Consider the following 15,275-nt stretch of genomic DNA (forward strand, 5'->3'; position numbering starts at 1 on the left):
CCGCGGTCCTGCCGGGGGCCTCGTCGGTGGCGGACGACGGAGTCACCTTCTACTGACCGTTCTTGACGAGGTCCGGGTGGACGCTGGCGGCGATCTGCCGGACGGCGTCGGCGTTTCGCACGCCCGCGATGGTGGTCACCTCGGAGCCGAGCCGCACGAAGTGTCCTTCCTGGACGGCCTTGAGGCCCTGGGTGGCGGGGAAGCCCTTCAGGAACGCCTCGGCGTCGTCATAGGCCTTTCGGGTGGCTTCCTCGCTGCCGCGGTTGCGGACGGACAGCTGGATCCAGTCCGGGTTCTTGGCGACCACGTCCTCCCAGGAGCCGGGCTTGAAGTCGGCGTCGCAGTCGGCGAAGACGTTGCGGGCGCCCGCCAGGGTGATCACGGCGTTGGCGACCTGGCGGCCGCAGACGGCGACGGGCTGCTTGGTGCCGGCGTCGAAGTCGAAGACGAAGTAGCTCGGGCGCCGCTCCTGCGGGACGCCGGCGAGGGCGGTCCGCACGTCGCCTATCCGCTTCTCCATGCCGGTGACGAGTTCCTCGGCGCGGGCGGCGGTGCCGGTGACGGCACCGAGGCGGCGGATGTCGTCCTCGATCTGGGCGAGGTCGGTGCGGGGTGCCTTGGCGGCCTTCGGAGTGCCGGCGCAGGCGGTGGAGAGGAGGTAGACGTGCTGGATGCCGGCGGCGGTGAACTCCTCGGGGCTCGGCCCGGTGGCGCCGCCGCCCATCATCGGCATGGCGCCGAACGTGTCGACGTAGAGGTCGGCGCCGGAACCGAGGAGCTTCTCCTTGGGGATGGCGCGGTCGCCGAGGACGGGCACCTTGGCGCCCTGCTCGGCGAGGTCGGCCGGGAGGCTGCCCCTGCCGGGCGGGAATCCGGTGCCGATCAGGCGGTCGCCGGCGCCGAGCCGGAGCAGCATCTCCAGGCCGGCGGCGTTGCTGGTGACGATCTTCGACGGGGCCTTGGCGATGGTGGTCTCCTGGCCCGCGCAGTCGGCGACCTTGACCGGGAAGGAGCCGGCGGACGCGGCCTTGACCGTCACCTGCGCGTCCGCTCCTCCGCCCCCTCCCCCGCTGCTTCCGCAGGCCGTGGCCGTGGCCGTGGTGAACAGGGCGACGACGGCCGCGACGGCGCGGGCGGCGGTGCGAGGGCGCATGGGAACTCTCCTGGTGGGTGCTCGTTCTGGGGCCCGTCCTGCGGACCCGGACCAGGTAGTCGGCCGGTTCGCGCGGCGGGTTCCCGCGGATCTCCGCGAGTTCGGCGCCGGGCTGCGTCCGCACGGCGCCGACGTCGGACGGACCGGCGTAGGCTGGCGCGATGGCCGGACCCACCGTCCCGCGGGATGATCTCGACCTGCCCGTCCGGCTCGGCCCGGGCCCGGTGCGGCGGGTCGTCTCGCTGGTGCCGTCGCTGACCGAGTCGCTCGCCGCCACCGATCCCGCGCTGCTGGCCGGAGCCACCGACTGGTGCACCCACCCGGCCGGACTGGACGTGCCGCGGATAGGCGGCACCAAGAACCCGGACGTCCCGCGGATCCTCGCCCTCGCCCCGGACCTCGTCCTCGCCAACGACGAGGAGAACCGGCGCCCGGACCTCGACGCACTGCGGGCCGCCGGCGTGCCGGTGTGGGTGACCGACATCCGCACCGTCGACGACGCGTTCCGCTCCCTGGACCGGCTGCTGACCCTCGCGTGCGGACTGCCGAGGCCGCAGTGGCTGGACGAGGCGCGGGCGGCGTGGCGCGGGGTGGACGGGCGGTGGAACGAGAAGGGGACGGACGGTCCGCGGGCGATCGTGCCGATCTGGCGCCGCCCGTGGATGGTCCTCGGCCGCGACACCTTCGCCGGGGACGTGCTGCGGCGCCTCGGCGTGGGGCTCGTCCACGCCGACCACGCGGAGCGCTACCCGGCCGTCCCCCTGCCCGAACTGCTCGCCGGCGCGCCCGACTTGGTGGTCCTGCCGGACGAGCCGTACCGGTTCACCGCCGAGGACGGCCCGGAGGCGTTCCCGGGTGTCCCGGCGGCGCTGGTCAGCGGACGCCACCTGACCTGGTACGGGCCCTCGCTCGCCGAGGCCCCGGCAGTGCTCGGCGCAGCGCTCGGCACGGCGCTCGGCACGGCGGTTGAGCACCCGTTCGTACGGGGTGGGAACACGCCCCCGTAGGATGACCGCCACTCGCCGGGACCATCGGCGATCAAAGGGGGGAACCACACATGGCAGTGAGCACATCCCGGCGTGCGCTGGTGATGGTCTCGGCCGCGGCCGTCTCGACGGCCGTCCTGGCCGGGTGCGGGAGCAAGTCCGTGACCGCCGACGCCCATGCGGCGCCGAGCACGACGGCGCTGACGGCGAGCGCCTCGCCCAGCGACACGGCCGGCGCGAGCGCGTCCGCGAGCCCGTCCGCGAGTGCGACGCCGTCGCCCGGCGCGAGTGCGGGCGGCAGCCCGAGCGCGAGCGCGTCGGCGGGCAAGTCGACCAAGGCCGGCCCGAGCCCGAGCACGAGCCCGACCGCGAGCGGTGCCAAGCCCGCTGCGGCCAAGCCGTCCACCGGCGGCGGCGCCGAGAAGGCGCCCGCCCCGGCCGCCGCCCCCGTCGCCGCGGCCCCGGCGCCGACCGCCAAGCCCGGCCCCGTCGCTCCCCCGCCGCCGCCCGCGCCCGAAGGCCCGCACGCCCCGCCGCTGCAGAGCGCATGCAAGCCGAGCAAGCCGCAGCCGGACGAGGCCAAGGACGCGGTCGCCGCGGCGCTCACCGCCGCGGCCGGCCAGGCCCGTACGCTCACCCTCAGCAGCGGAGGCACCGACAGGCTCCCTCCGCTGCCCGTCAACCTGGTCAAGGCCATCGCCTGGCAGGAGAGCGGCTGGCAGTCCGGCATCCTCGCCTGCGACGGCGGGATCGGCACCATGCAGGTCATGCCGAACACCGTGAGCTGGATGAACACCAAGTTCGGCACCGCCTCCGACCCCAAGACCCTCGCCGGCAACGTCCAGCTCGGCACCCAGTTGCTCGACTGGCTGGTCGCCTACTTCGGCGACTCCGGTTTCGGCGGCACGTACGACCTCTCCCCTGACCCGGCCACGGGGAAGACCCCGCTACTCGACCTCGTCATCTCCGCCTACAACGCGGGCGCGGGCAACGTCCACTACAACACGGCCACCGACCCGGCCACCGGCGAGACCGTCGGCAGCCTCGTCATCCCGAACCCGGGCTACGTCGCCAACGTCAAGGCGCTCCTGGCGAGTCAGCCCTGGAACAAGGCCGGCTGAGGCCGTCCCGGCAGCAGAACGCCGAGGGGCCCGGAACGCCGATGTGCGTTCCGGGCCCCTCGGGCGTGTCAGTGATTCCGTCAGCCTCGCGCGGCGGTGACGGCGGCGCCCAGCGCCTCCTTGATGCGCGGGCCGAGACGGGCGAAGCCCAGCTCCTTCATCGCCGCGCGCAGCAGTTCATCCTCGCTGCGCTCGACCCCGTCGCCGTCCACCCAGCGGACGACCGCCAGCAGTTCATCCGCCGAGTAGGCGGTCACGGGCCGCCCGGGCGTGACGTCCGGCTTCGCCGGGCGACCGGCGGACTCCTCCTCGACCGGCGCTGCCTCGGCGGCGGGCTCCTCCTCCACCTGGGCCGGAGCCTCGGCGGCCGGCTCGACGGCGGGCTCCGGCTCCTCCGCCACCTCGGCCTCGACTGCCACCAGAGCCTCAACGACCTCGGCGATCTCGGGCGCCTCGGCGACCGGCTCGGGAGTCGACTCGGCGGAAGCCTCGGCAGGGGCCTCGACCGCAGCGATCGGCTCGACCTCGACCTCAACAGCCTCGGGCTCGACGGCTTCGGGCTCAACGGCCTCGGGCTCAAAGGCTTCGGGCTCAACGGCTTCGGGCTCAACGGCCTCGGGCTCGGCGGCGACGGTCGCCTCCGGCTCCACCGCCTCTGCCTCGGTGCCGGACTCCTCCTCCACCACGGCGGGAGCCTCGACGACGGCCTCCGGCTCGTCGGCCATCTCCTCGACAGCCTCCGCCGGCTCGGCGGTCACCTCGGCCTCGACGGCCACCGGCTCCTCGACCTCAACGACCTCAACCTCAACGGCCTCGACCTCGACCTCGACCGCCACCTGGACGGCAGCCTCGGCGATCTCCTCGACCACGGCCTCGGCCTCGACGGCCTCGACCTCAACTGCCTTGTCCTCAACGGCCCCCACCGCCTCGGCAGTCGTCTCCGAGACGACCTCCGCCGGCTCGGCGGTCACCTCGGCCTCGACGGCCACCGGCTCCTCGACCTCAACGACCTCAACCTCAACGGCCTCGACCTCGACCGCCACCTCGACGGCAGCCTCGGCGATCTCCTCGACCACGGCCTCGGGCTCGACGGCCTCGACAGCCTCGACGGCCTCCGGCTCCTCGGCGTCGACCGGCGCGTCCTCCGGCCCGACGAGCGCGGCAGCGGCGGCGGCCACGAGGTCGTCGGCCGCCGGGGACGGCGCCGGGAGGGACACGACGGACGACTCGTCCTCGGTCACCTCCTCGGTCTGCACCTCGGCCACCGGCTCCACCGAAGCCTCGGGCTCGGTCACGGCCCCGGTGACGGCCTCCGGCTGGGGCTCGGTGACGGCCTCGGCCTCCTCCCCGACAGCGACAGCCGCAGCCGCGGGTGCCTCCGCCAGCCCGTCGCGCTGGCCACCCGCCAGGGCCTGGCGGGCCGCGTGGGCGGCGTAAGCGGCCTCGGCGGTGCGGCGGTCCGCCTTGGCGGCGGCGAGTTCGGCGAGCAGGTCGCCGAGCCCGGCCTCCTCCAGGGTGGTGCGCAGGCTGTGGATCGTGGGCAGGCGGTAGAGGGTGCCCTCGTCGGCGGCGAGGCGTTCGACGAGGTCGACGAGCTCGGTGAACGGCAGGCCGTCGAGGTCGTGGTCGGGCAGGACGCGGGCGAGTTCGCGCAGGCCGGCGTTGATGGCGTCGAAGGTCTGGGCGGTGCGCTCGACGAGGCTGCCGTCGCCGGGGGCGGTGGGCAGGGTGCCGGAGGGGGCGAGGGCGGCCCAGGCGCGGCGCTCGATCTCGGCGGAGGCGAGGGCCTCGTGGAGGTCCTCGCGGCGGGTGCGGCGCTCGGTGGCGAGGGCGGCGGCCTGCTTGCGCAGGGCACGGGCGCGCAGCCAGGAGAGCTTGATGCCGCGCTCGCGGCGCCAGGCGCTGTCGGCGGTGGCGGCGGTGAGGGCGTCGAGGTCGGCGTCGTAGGCGGCGGCCGTCAGGGTTGCGGCGGTGCGGTGGACGCGCTGGAGGAGTTCGACGAGGAGCACGGTCTTGGCGACGGTGTCGGGTTCCTCGAGCTTGGCGTCGCCGGCGAGCGCGGTGACGGCCTCCCAGGTGCGGGTGAGGTCGTGGCCGCGCAGTTCGGCGAGGGCGCTGCTGGCGGCGCGGGCGTCCTCGGGCGTGGCGACGGTGTCGAGGGCGGCGTACCAGGCGTGGGTGTCGGCGGTGAGGGTGAAGGCGCCGAGTTCGGCGTAGCGGCCGAGGTCCTCGCGGAGGCCGGGCTCCGCGGCGGCGTCCTGGGGGTCCTTGACGTCTGCGGCGTCGGCGACGTCCGCCGGGTCGGCTGCGTCGGCGTTGCGCGAGTGAAGCACTGTCATGTGAGGTCCGGTTCTGGGCGACGGCGGCGGGGCTGGCGGCGAGGGGGTGACGGACCGATTGCGCGGGGTGCCCCGGGGCCGGGGCGGGGGGCGCGCGGTCGGGCCGCCGGTTATGGACGCCCAGAATACGGGTGCCCGTTCGAGCCTTGCACGCACCCACCGCCCGACGGGCCGGTGTCGCGTGCCATGACGCCCGGCTGGGCGCTACTCGGGAGGGCCGGGCGGGTGGCCGTCGGCGGGGCCGGGCGGGTGGTGGTGTCGGCCGTCCGGGCGACGGAGGCGGTCGAGGGGGACGGTGCGGGTGTGCCGGGCGGGCGGTGGTCGGCGGCCGGGGGGCGGGCGGTGGCCGGCGCGGGCGAGGGCGGCGAGGTCGACGGGGGCGAGGTACTCGGAGAGGGGGGTGCGGTGCCACCAGGCGCCGGTCCGCCGTAGTTCGCGCCATCCGGTGAACCGGTAGAGGTGGAGGGTCGCCCGGACGTGGGTCGGCGGGGCGTCGGGGAAGGGGTTGTGGCGCAGCAGGCGCAGGGTGGCGGGGTCGCCGGTGAGGAGGCGGGCGGCGAAGGGCAGGAACCAGGGCCGGGCGTAGCCGGGCGAGATGCCGGCGAACCACATGAGCCAGTCGAGGCGCAGGTGGTAGGGGGCGTACTGGCGGGGCAGTCGGTGGACGTCACCGGGTTTGCCCTTGAAGCCGTACTCGTGCCAGACCGTGTCGGGGGTGAGGACGGGTTCGTCGGTGCCTTCGACGACGACTTCCTGGCGGACGCGGTTGATGCTGCCGAAGGCGCCGTAGGTGTTGACGAGGTGGAGCCGGTTGAAGGAGCGGTTCATGACCTGGCCGCGGGAGAGGAGGTTGCGCACGGGCCAGTAGCTGAGGACGGCGACGGCCGCGGTGAGGGCGAGGACGAGGGCCTCGTACCAGGCGGGGGTGGCGGGGTAGGTGCGGGTGTGGAACGGCAGGCCGAGGCGGGTGGGGTCGACGGCGGCGATGGCGAGGGCGATGGTGAGCCAGTTGAGCCAGGCGAAGTTGCCGGAGGCGATCAGCCACAGCTGGGTGGCGGTGATCAGGCAGGCGGCGTAGGTGGCGACCGGCTGTGGGAAGAAGAGGCCGAGCGGGACGACGAGTTGGACGGCGTGGTTGGCGGCGGTCTCGACGCGGTGGAGGGGGTCGGGCAGGTGGTGGAAGAACCAGCTGAGCGGTCCGGGCATGGGCTGGGTCTCGTGGTGGTAGCGCAGGCAGGTGAGGTCGCGCCAGCAGCTGTCGCCGCGGATCTTGATCAGTCCGGCGCCGAACTCGACGCGGAAGACCAGCCAGCGCATCAGCCACAGGACGGGGGCGGGCGGGGCGGTGTCGGCGGTGCCGAGGAAGGCGGCGAGGAAGCCGGCTTCGAGGAGGAGGGACTCCCAGCCGAAGGAGTACCAGGTCTGGCCGACGTTGACGATGGAGAGGTAGAGGACCCAGAGCAGGGCCCACGGCAGGGGGGAGGCCCAGAGGGGGAGGGTGTCGCCGAGTCCGGCGGCGAGGGCGGCGGCCGCGGCGGCTCCGGTCCAGGCGACGGCGGCGAAGTAGCGGTCGCTGTAGTGGAAGTGGAACAGGCTGGGTGAGCGGCGGAAGGGGACGCGGGCGGTGAAGCGCGGCACGGGGAGCATGCCGTCGCTGCCGATGAGGGCGCGGAACTGGGCCGCGGCGTCGAGGAAGCCGATCAGGTAGAGCCCGGCGAGCATCCGCTGGACGAGCAGCCGGCTCGGCCAGTAGTCGGGGGCGGCGAACCAGTCCATGCGGCCCATGCCTACCACCGCGGGCGGCCGGTCGGGCCCGAACGGGCGGGCGGGGGCGGGCGGTTCACCCACTCGGTGGCAGGGGCGGCGGCGTACGAACGGCAGTGGGGCGGGGAGCCTCTCCTCGGGGGTGAGAGGCGCCCCGCCCCACTGGACGGTCCCGGCTGTTCTCGGCGGTGCCGGTCTTCTCGGCGGTGCCGGTGGTGTCAGTGCTGCCGGTCTGCTGCCGGTCTTCACGGTACTGCCGGTCTTCTCGGCGGTGGGGCGGACGGCCGTTCGGGCGCTCAGCCCGGCAGGACCATTCCGCTCTCCCCGACGATGCCCGGGCGGCCGGCGGATCCGTTCTGCTGGAGCCGGTCGACCAGGAGGGCGGCCAGCGTGCCGAGTTCCTCCTCGGTGCGGGACTGCGCGGTGACGTCCATGCCGACGGTGAGGACGCCGTTGACCTGGCCGGTGCGGGCGGTGCGCATCGGGGTGCAGGTGAAGCTGAAGATCTGCTGCCCGCGCTGGTCGGGACGCCCTGACTGGATCCGGACGTCGCCGAGGACGGTGGTCCGTCCGGTGTGGTAAGCCTCGGCTACGGCCTGCTGGAGGCCGGCCGCGCCGAGCTGCGGGTACGCGGCACCGATCGTGCCGTACGCCACCGGGGCTCCGAAGGTCTCGGCGTGCTGGGCGTTGGCGTAGCGGATCTCCTGGCCGGGGCCGTCGGTCAGCATGATCGGGAAGGGCGAGCCGTCGAAGGCGGCGAACATCTCCTGCTGCTGGGCGAGCAGGGTGTCGCGCAGCCGGATCTCGGAGAGGAGGGCTTCGGCGAGGTGCTGGATGTCGCGCAGGCGCTCACGGCCCCACTGGCGGGGTTCGCGGTCGAGGACGCAGACGGTGCCGATGACGGTGTTGGTGTCGTCGACGAGCGGGGCGCCCAGGTAGGCCCGCACGCCGAGTTCGTCGACGACCGGGTTCCCGGCGAACCGGGGGTAGGCGAGGATGTCGTCGAGGGCGAGCGGGGAGCGCTGGGCGACGACGTGGGGGCAGAAGCCGTGACTCAGCGGCATCTCGCGCGTGGGGAGGTCGAAGGCGATGCCCCGGTCGGCCCAGGAGGCGCCGTCGTCGGAGGCCGTGTCGGAGGAGTTTGGCGGGATGTAGAGCCCCCGGAACATCTGGCGCTCGTCGTTGATGAAGTTGACCATCGCGATGGGGGCCCGGGTGATACTGGCCGCGAGGTGGGCGAAGCGGTCGAAGGCTTCATCCGCGGAGGGTTCGTTGAGACCGAGGGTGCGCAGTCTGCGGGTGCGCTCGGACTCGCCGGCGGCACCCGGGAACTGGCCTTGAGTGCTCATCACATCAGTCATGGCGCACATGTAATCAGACATCCGGGGGGTTCGGCGCCCCCGGGCGGGGTCGTTCTGCTTGCTGATGGACAGTCAAAGCTGCATGTGAGCGGCCGCTCAGCAGGTTGCCGCATGGGCGAAGATCACTTCCCATCCGGCCACAGGGTGAAACCAAGCGAAATTCGGACGATCTTTTTCGCGCCAATCCAAGATCGGCTCTGGGTGACTTCCTTATGCCCATATGACAATGAGCCCTGCCGAAGACACGGACGGTAGCCCCAACCCTCGGGGAAACCGGCCGGAGTTCCGCACGCACCGGTTGCGAACGGGCGAACGAGGGGCAACCGGCCGCCACCCACGACCCCACGACCCCACACAGCGGCGGCCGGCGCGGGATCGACGGCACGGACGGAGGCACGACACCCCGGAACGAGAGGACCCCGGCATGACCATGGACTACTTCACCGACGAGCGCCACGAGAGCCTGCGGGCGGAGGTGCGCGAGTTCGCGGAGAAGGAGATACGTCCGCACGTGGCCAGAATGGAGGCCGACCGGCAGGTGGAGTTCGAGCTGTCGCGCGAGATCGCCCGCCGGGGCTGGATCGGTGTGACCATCCCGCAGGTCTTCGGCGGGCTGGGGCTCGGGCACCTCGCCAAGACCGTCATCGTCGAGGAACTGGCCCGGGTCAGCGGTGCGATGGGCGCCGTCGCCCAGGCATCGCAGCTCGGCGTGGCCAAGGTCCTCCACTACGGCTCGGACGCCCAGCGGCGCAAGTGGCTCCCGAAGTTCGCCACCGGGGAGGCCCTGCCCACCATCGCCGTCACCGAGCCGGAGTCCGGCGGCCACGTGCTCGGCATGACCGGCACCGCGCGGCGCGAGGGGGACGAGTACGTCCTCAACGGGCGCAAGTGGTTCGTGGGCAATTCCCACATCGGCGACGTCCACGGCGTCGTCCTGCGCACCGGGAAGGGCAGCCGGGGACTGTCCGCGTTCCTCGTCGAGAGCGACCGCCCGGGCTTTCGCACCGGCGCCCTCGGCTCCCAGAGCGGGCTGCACGGCTTCAGCTTCGGCGAGATCGTCTTCGAGGACTGCCGCATCCCCGTGGGCAACCGGCTCGGCCGCGAGGGCCAGGGGCTGGACGTCGCCTACTCCTCCTCCACCCTCTACGGTCGCCTCAACCTGGCCGCCGTCGCCCTCGGCATCCACGTGGCGATCGTCGAGGACACCGTGCGCTTCGCCGAGGAGCGGGTGCTGTACGGCAAGCCGCTCAACCAGCTGCCCAACATCGCGCTGAAGCTCGGCGAGATGCAGTCCCGGCTGATGACCGCCAAGCTCGCCGCCTACCACGCCTCGCACCTGCTCGACCACGGCAAGGCCTGCGACGCCGAGCTGATGAACGCCAAGCTCATCAACACCGAGTACGCGCTCGACTCGGCGCGCAACGCCATGGAGATCCACGCCGCCCGCGGCCTGCACGCCGACTTCAACATCGAGCGCTACCAGCGCGACGCCACCCACGTCTACCCCCCGGCCGGCACCTCGGACATCCAGCGGCTGCGGCTCGGGCAGATCGCCTCGGGCACGTACGGCAAGCAGTGGTCGGCGGAGCTGTCCGGGCCGGCCAGCTGGGCGTGGACCGAACTGGCGCAGCGGGAGGCACAGCTGGAGGAGGAGGCCGAGCGCCGTGGTGGAGAGGTGATCACGATGCCGCTGGCGGGATAGCGGCCGGGACCGGCACCGCCGTCGACCCCGATCGGACCGACCACCCCTGTTCGCCGGTCCGCCCACTCGTCGACCGTCCGCCGACGCACCCCCCGCCGTTCCCGCCATGACTTCCGACGCCGGAGGCGGCGATGTCTCCGTCGCCGACCCTTCAGCATACCGACGTTTGACCTGTTCCTGACGGCTCCGCGAGAGGATCCCCCGACCTCCCGCGGAGCCGTCCCGCTCGCCGGGAAAGCCGTTCGACCTGCGACGATCCGTCACCAGACGATCTTGCGCGAGGTGTTCACTTCTGCCATCAGCCGGTCACATATCGTCAGTTGATGTTGCAATGAGGGCACCTGGGGCTGGTAGCGTTCCTGCCGTCGGCGGCCGTGCTGCACCCCGCCCGGACACTGACACCGCGTCACCCTCGTGACACCGCGCCATGATCGTGACACTGCGTCACCCCCGTTCGGCAATCCCGGCCGTGGCGCCCCGAAGCCCCGGCCGGACCGCGCGCGGGCCACGACCGCCTGTTCGGCCCAGCAACAAGGAATCAGATGCCAGGCATATCGGCCCCCCGCACGGGCCACCGCGCCGGCCGGTCCGGCTCCCTCCGCAGCTCGCTCCTCGCCCTCGTGCTGGTCCCCAGCGTGGGCCTCGCCGCCGCCTGGGGCTACGCCGCCTACCTGCTGCGCGACGCCGGGCAGAACACCGCGCTCGCCGCCGGCAGCGCCGTCGTCGCCCTGGTCCTGCTGGTCAGCCTGGTCCGCGGCGTCCGCGCCGCCCGCTCACTGTCGGCCCGCCTCGCCGGACTGCGCGCCGACACCCTCGCCCTCGCCCAGCAGGAACTGCCCGCCGTCGTCGGACGGCTGCGCTCCGGCGAGCCCGTGCCCGTACCGCCCACCTGGTCCCCGTCCCGGCGCGCCGGCGACGAGGCGCAGCAGATCGCCGACGGCCTCGCCGCCGTCCGCCAGGCCGCCGTCGCCGCCATCGTCCACCAGGCGCAGGGCCGCGAGGGCACGAAGAAGGTCTTCCTCAACATCGCCCGGCGCACCCAGATCCTGATCCACCGGCAGATCAGCATGCTGGACGCCCTGGAGCGCGAGCACGAGGAACCCGAGCTGCTGCGCGAGCTGTTCGCCGTCGACCACCTCGCCACCCGCATGCGGCGCAACGCCGAGAACCTGGTGATCCTCGGCGGTGCGCTGCCCGCCCGCCGCTGGCGCAACGCCGTGCCGGTCGTCAACGTGCTGCGCAGCGCCGTGTCGGAGACCGAGAACTACTCGCGCGTCGTGGTCCAGGGCGTGCCGCGCGCCTCCCTCAGCGGGCAGGCCGTCGCCGACGTCATCCACCTCGTCGCCGAACTGATCGAGAACGGCACCACCTTCTCGCCGCCGTACACCCAGGTGCAGGTCTCCGCGCAGGAGGTCCCGAAGGGGCTCGCGGTCGAGGTCGAGGACCGCGGCCTCGGCATGGGCGAGGAGGAGTACGAGCGGCTCAACGACTACCTCGCCAACCCGCCCGAGCTGGACGTCTCCGCGCTCGGCGACGACCTGCGGCTCGGCCTGTTCGTCGTCGCGCGCCTGGCCGCCCGGCACGAGATCCAGGTGACCCTGCGGCCCTCGCCGTACGGCGGCACCCGGGCCGTGGTGCTGGTGCCGGCGGTGCTGCTGGAGAAGGCCGAGCAGCCGGCCGCGGTGCCCGGACTGCCCTCCGGCGCGCGCGTCACCCGCACGCCCGCGCCCGGGCCGCGTCCGGCGGCGGAGGACGATCTCGGCGTGCTGGAGGCGGAGTTGGTGGACGACCTCGGCGTGCTGGAGGACGTGACTCCGGGCGGGGGCGAGAGCGGGGGGCACTCGGGGGGTCAGGGGGCTCCGGTGTCGTCCATGCCGCCGGTTCCGGCGGTGCCTCCCGTGCCTTCGATACCCCCGGGCGCCTCGGCACCGCCGGTCGACTCCGCGCCGTCGGCAGTTCCGGTGCCTCCCGTGCCGCCCACGCTTCCGGTGCGTCCGGTCGGCGGTGACTCCAAGTCCGCCATCAGCGAGCTCCTCGCCCAGTACCCGGTGGACGACGACCGGGACGACGCGCAGGCCGTTCCGCCCGCCAACGGCGGCCTGACCGTGGGCGCTTCGATACCCGGCCTGCCCGGCGCCGTCGTCGTCCCGCGGCCCGTGTACCCGCGCCCGTACGACGACATGGGCGAGAACCTCGCCGACGGCGCTGGTGGCGCGGGTGGCGCGGGTGGCGCGGGTGGCGCGGGTGGCACTGGTGGCGCCGGTGACGCGGCCGACGGCGACCTCGGCACCGTGTCCGCCGACCGGATCGCGCCCACCCACGAGCGCGCGGCCGACGCCCCGTTCACCCACGGCCCGGACGGCGAGCTGCGCACCCCGCGCGTCCTGCCGCAGCGCGTCCGCAACGCCAGCCTCGCCGAGCAGTTGCGGGAGGCCAACGCCCCCACCGGCACGGCGGGCCTGACCGGCCCCGTCGCCCCCGCGCCGGCCCCTCGGTACGGCGGGAACGACGGCGGGAACGACGGCGGCAGCGTCTACAGCGACTTCGACTTCAGGAACGCCGGCGCCCCCACCGGGGCCGACGAGCCGTCCCCCCAGCGCTCCCGCGCCACCATGGCCGCCATCCAGCGCGGCACCCGGACCGCCCGCGCGTCCGTGCCCGTAGCGGGCCCGACGGCCGCTCCGGGCACGCCCGCCACGCCCGCCGCACCCGCTACGCCCATCGCGCCGACCGCACCCACCACACACCCCGCACCGGCCGCGCCTCCCGTCGCCAAGGAAGCCAAGGAACAGCAGTGATGACGCAGCACACCGACACCCAGCGCGACCTCAACTGGCTGCTGGACCAGCTGGTGGCGCGGGTACCCGAGACCCGGCACGCCATCGTCCTCTCCGAGGACGGCCTGCTGGTCGGCATGTCCCAGGGCCTGGACCGGGCCGACGCCGAGCACCTGTCCGCCGTCGCCTCCGGCCTGCAGAGCCTCGCCCGCGGCGCCGGCCACCGGTTCAACGGCGGACGCGTCCGGCAGACCGTGATCGAGATGGACCAGCTGTTCCTGTTCGTCACCACCGCCGGGCAGGGCGCCCGTCTGGCCGTGCTCACCAGCGAGCAGGTCGACGCCGGGCTGATGGCCTACGAGATCAACATGCTGGTCAAGCAGGTCGGCCAGTACCTCACCGCCGCGCCGCGCAGCGACGCCGGCCAGGTCGGCGTGGGCGGCGGTGCGTGACCGCCGACGCCGACGAGGCCTGGTTCTTCGACAAGGACGCAGGCCACCTGGTCCGTCCTTACGCGATCACCAACGGGCGCACCGGCCCGGTCCGGGACGGCTTCGCGCTGATCACGCTCGTGGTCACCGCCGACCCCCGCACCGACACCACCCGGCTGACCCCCGAACCGGCCGCGATCATCGACCTGTGCCGCGAACGGCCGCTGGCGGTGGCCGAGATCGCGGCCACGCTCGACCTCCCGGTGAGCGTGGTCAAGGTGCTCCTCGACGACCTGGCCGAGGCCCGGCTGATCCTCACCCGCGCCCCGGTCCAGCTCGCCGAGGCGCCGGACATCTCCCTGATCCAGGCCGTGATCGAAGGGGTCCGCCGGCTCTGACCCGGCGGCGACGGCCCCCTCGCCCAGCAACTCCCACTCCCCTACCAGGAGACCGAATTGACGACCCAGAGCCTCGTGCCGGGCGCGGTCAAGATCCTCGTCGCCGGTGGCTTCGGCGTCGGCAAGACCACCATGGTCGGCTCGGTCAGCGAGATCGAACCCCTGCAGACCGAGGAGCGGATGACCCGCGCCAGCATCGGGGTCGACAGCCTCGAAGGCGTCCAGGACAAGTCCACCACCACGGTGGCCATGGACTTCGGCCGCATCACCGTCCGCGACGACCTGGTGCTCTACCTCTTCGGCACACCCGGGCAGTTCCGCTTCTGGTTCATGTGGGACGACCTCGCCCTCGGAGCCCTCGGCGCGATCGTCCTCGCCGACACCCGGCGGCTCGAAACCAGCTTCGCCGCCGTCGACTTCTTCGAGCAGCGCGGCATCCCCTTCGCGATCGGCGTGAACTGCTTCCACGGCCGCCGCGACGCCACGCCGGAGGACGTCCGCCGCGCCCTCGACCTCGGGCCCGAGGTGCCGGTCGTCCTCTGCGACGTGCGGGAACGGGCCTCCAGCAAGGAACTCCTGCTCGCCCTGCTCGACCGCGTCCACCGTGACGCCCTCGCCGGGCTGCGCTGACGCCGCCTCACCTGGTGGCCGGCGCCTCCAGGTTCGCGAGCGCACGGACCAGCGGAGCCAGCTCCGGGACCTCCACCGCCCGGGCCAGCGTCGCCTCGAGGGTCGCGTCGTGCACCGGGCGGGCGGCGGTGAGCAACTCCCGACCTTCCGGTGTCAGTTCGGTGTAGATCCCGCGGCGGTCGTCCGGACAGAGGTAGCGGCCGAGCAGGCCGCGGCCCTCCAGCCGCGCCACCAGGCGGGTGGTCGCGCTGCTGCTCAGCGCCGCCGCCCGGGCCAGCTGCTGCATCCGCATGTGCCAGCCGTCCTGGCGCGACAGCGCGTCCAGCACCGTGTACTCGACCACCGAGAGCCGGTGCTCCGCCTGGAGCGCCTTCTCCAGCGCCGCGTCGATCAGGCCGTGCAACGCGGCGAGCGTGCGCCAGCCGCCGGCCCGGATCTCGGCGGCGTCGTCGCGGATCCCCATGGCTCGACTCCCTCTCACGCGGTGCGCTCGCTCGTTCGTTCGCTCAGTATGACAGCCGGCGCTGGTTACCCGTCCGTGCAAATAGCCGGCGTCAGGCGTCGGGGTGGGGGTGGGTCCCGACGGCGCGGGCGCGCGGGGAGCGGGACGGGG

At 73.6% G+C, this 15,275-nt stretch carries 12 protein-coding genes; 7 read left to right on the forward strand and 5 right to left on the reverse strand.

Going from position 1 to position 15,275, the window contains the following annotated elements:
- Positions 1 to 49: 49 nt before the first annotated feature.
- Entirely contained in the window at positions 50 to 1,153 is a 1,104-nt protein-coding gene (locus tag PUR71_RS32580; RefSeq protein ID WP_329930776.1) for an ABC transporter substrate-binding protein, read from the reverse strand.
- Between the two features lie 161 nt (positions 1,154 to 1,314).
- Here PUR71_RS32580 and PUR71_RS32585 point away from each other — a divergent pair, with 161 nt between their 5' ends.
- Both PUR71_RS32585 and PUR71_RS32590 read left to right on the forward strand, forming a co-directional pair.
- The gene (locus PUR71_RS32585) at positions 1,315 to 2,160 is read left to right on the forward strand and encodes a helical backbone metal receptor (protein ID WP_329930777.1); all 846 of its coding nucleotides are present in this window, start codon (positions 1,315 to 1,317) and stop codon (positions 2,158 to 2,160) included.
- 50 nt (positions 2,161 to 2,210) lie between these two features.
- Positions 2,211 to 3,260: a lytic transglycosylase domain-containing protein gene (locus PUR71_RS32590; protein ID WP_329930778.1), complete on the forward strand. Its 1,050-nt coding sequence runs from the start codon at positions 2,211 to 2,213 to the stop codon at positions 3,258 to 3,260.
- A gap of 80 nt (positions 3,261 to 3,340) precedes the next feature.
- Here PUR71_RS32590 and PUR71_RS32595 read toward each other — a convergent pair whose 3' ends face one another.
- From PUR71_RS32595 to PUR71_RS32605, 3 genes are all read right to left on the reverse strand, one after another.
- Positions 3,341 to 5,599: a hypothetical protein gene (locus tag PUR71_RS32595; RefSeq protein ID WP_329930779.1), complete on the reverse strand. Its 2,259-nt coding sequence runs from the start codon at positions 5,597 to 5,599 to the stop codon at positions 3,341 to 3,343.
- A gap of 204 nt (positions 5,600 to 5,803) precedes the next feature.
- The gene (locus PUR71_RS32600; protein ID WP_329930894.1) at positions 5,804 to 7,375 is read right to left on the reverse strand and encodes a lipase maturation factor family protein; all 1,572 of its coding nucleotides are present in this window, start codon (positions 7,373 to 7,375) and stop codon (positions 5,804 to 5,806) included.
- A 284-nt stretch (positions 7,376 to 7,659) separates the two neighbouring features.
- Positions 7,660 to 8,724, reverse strand: a complete 1,065-nt coding sequence (locus PUR71_RS32605) for a GAF domain-containing protein (protein ID WP_329930780.1) — start codon at positions 8,722 to 8,724, stop codon at positions 7,660 to 7,662.
- A 424-nt stretch (positions 8,725 to 9,148) separates the two neighbouring features.
- Between PUR71_RS32605 and PUR71_RS32610 the strand changes: the two genes are divergently transcribed.
- From PUR71_RS32610 to PUR71_RS32630, 5 genes are all read left to right on the forward strand, one after another.
- Positions 9,149 to 10,426 carry an acyl-CoA dehydrogenase family protein gene (locus PUR71_RS32610; RefSeq protein ID WP_443077647.1) on the forward strand — a complete coding sequence of 426 codons (1,278 nt, stop codon included), beginning with the start codon at positions 9,149 to 9,151 and terminating at the stop codon, positions 10,424 to 10,426.
- Positions 10,427 to 10,968: 542 nt separating this feature from the next.
- On the forward strand, positions 10,969 to 13,224 hold the full coding sequence (locus PUR71_RS32615; protein ID WP_329930781.1) for a sensor histidine kinase: 2,256 nt from the start codon (positions 10,969 to 10,971) through the stop codon (positions 13,222 to 13,224).
- Positions 13,224 to 13,655 (forward strand): roadblock/LC7 domain-containing protein, encoded by a 432-nt coding sequence (locus tag PUR71_RS32620; protein WP_329930782.1) that lies wholly within the window; start codon positions 13,224 to 13,226, stop codon positions 13,653 to 13,655. The genes PUR71_RS32615 and PUR71_RS32620 overlap by 1 nt, the downstream gene beginning before the upstream one ends.
- On the forward strand, positions 13,652 to 14,032 hold the full coding sequence (locus PUR71_RS32625) for a DUF742 domain-containing protein (protein WP_329930783.1): 381 nt from the start codon (positions 13,652 to 13,654) through the stop codon (positions 14,030 to 14,032). Before PUR71_RS32620 ends, PUR71_RS32625 begins: the two co-directional genes overlap by 4 nt.
- A gap of 57 nt (positions 14,033 to 14,089) precedes the next feature.
- On the forward strand, positions 14,090 to 14,662 hold the full coding sequence (locus tag PUR71_RS32630) for a GTP-binding protein (RefSeq protein WP_329930784.1): 573 nt from the start codon (positions 14,090 to 14,092) through the stop codon (positions 14,660 to 14,662).
- 7 nt (positions 14,663 to 14,669) lie between these two features.
- Here PUR71_RS32630 and PUR71_RS32635 read toward each other — a convergent pair whose 3' ends face one another.
- Positions 14,670 to 15,125, reverse strand: a complete 456-nt coding sequence (locus PUR71_RS32635; RefSeq protein ID WP_329930785.1) for a MarR family winged helix-turn-helix transcriptional regulator — start codon at positions 15,123 to 15,125, stop codon at positions 14,670 to 14,672.
- Between the last annotated feature and the right edge of the window lie 150 nt (positions 15,126 to 15,275).

The sequence above is a fragment of the Streptomyces sp. SP17BM10 genome, from assembly GCF_036322405.1.
Taxonomy (GTDB): Bacteria; Actinomycetota; Actinomycetes; order Streptomycetales; family Streptomycetaceae; genus Kitasatospora.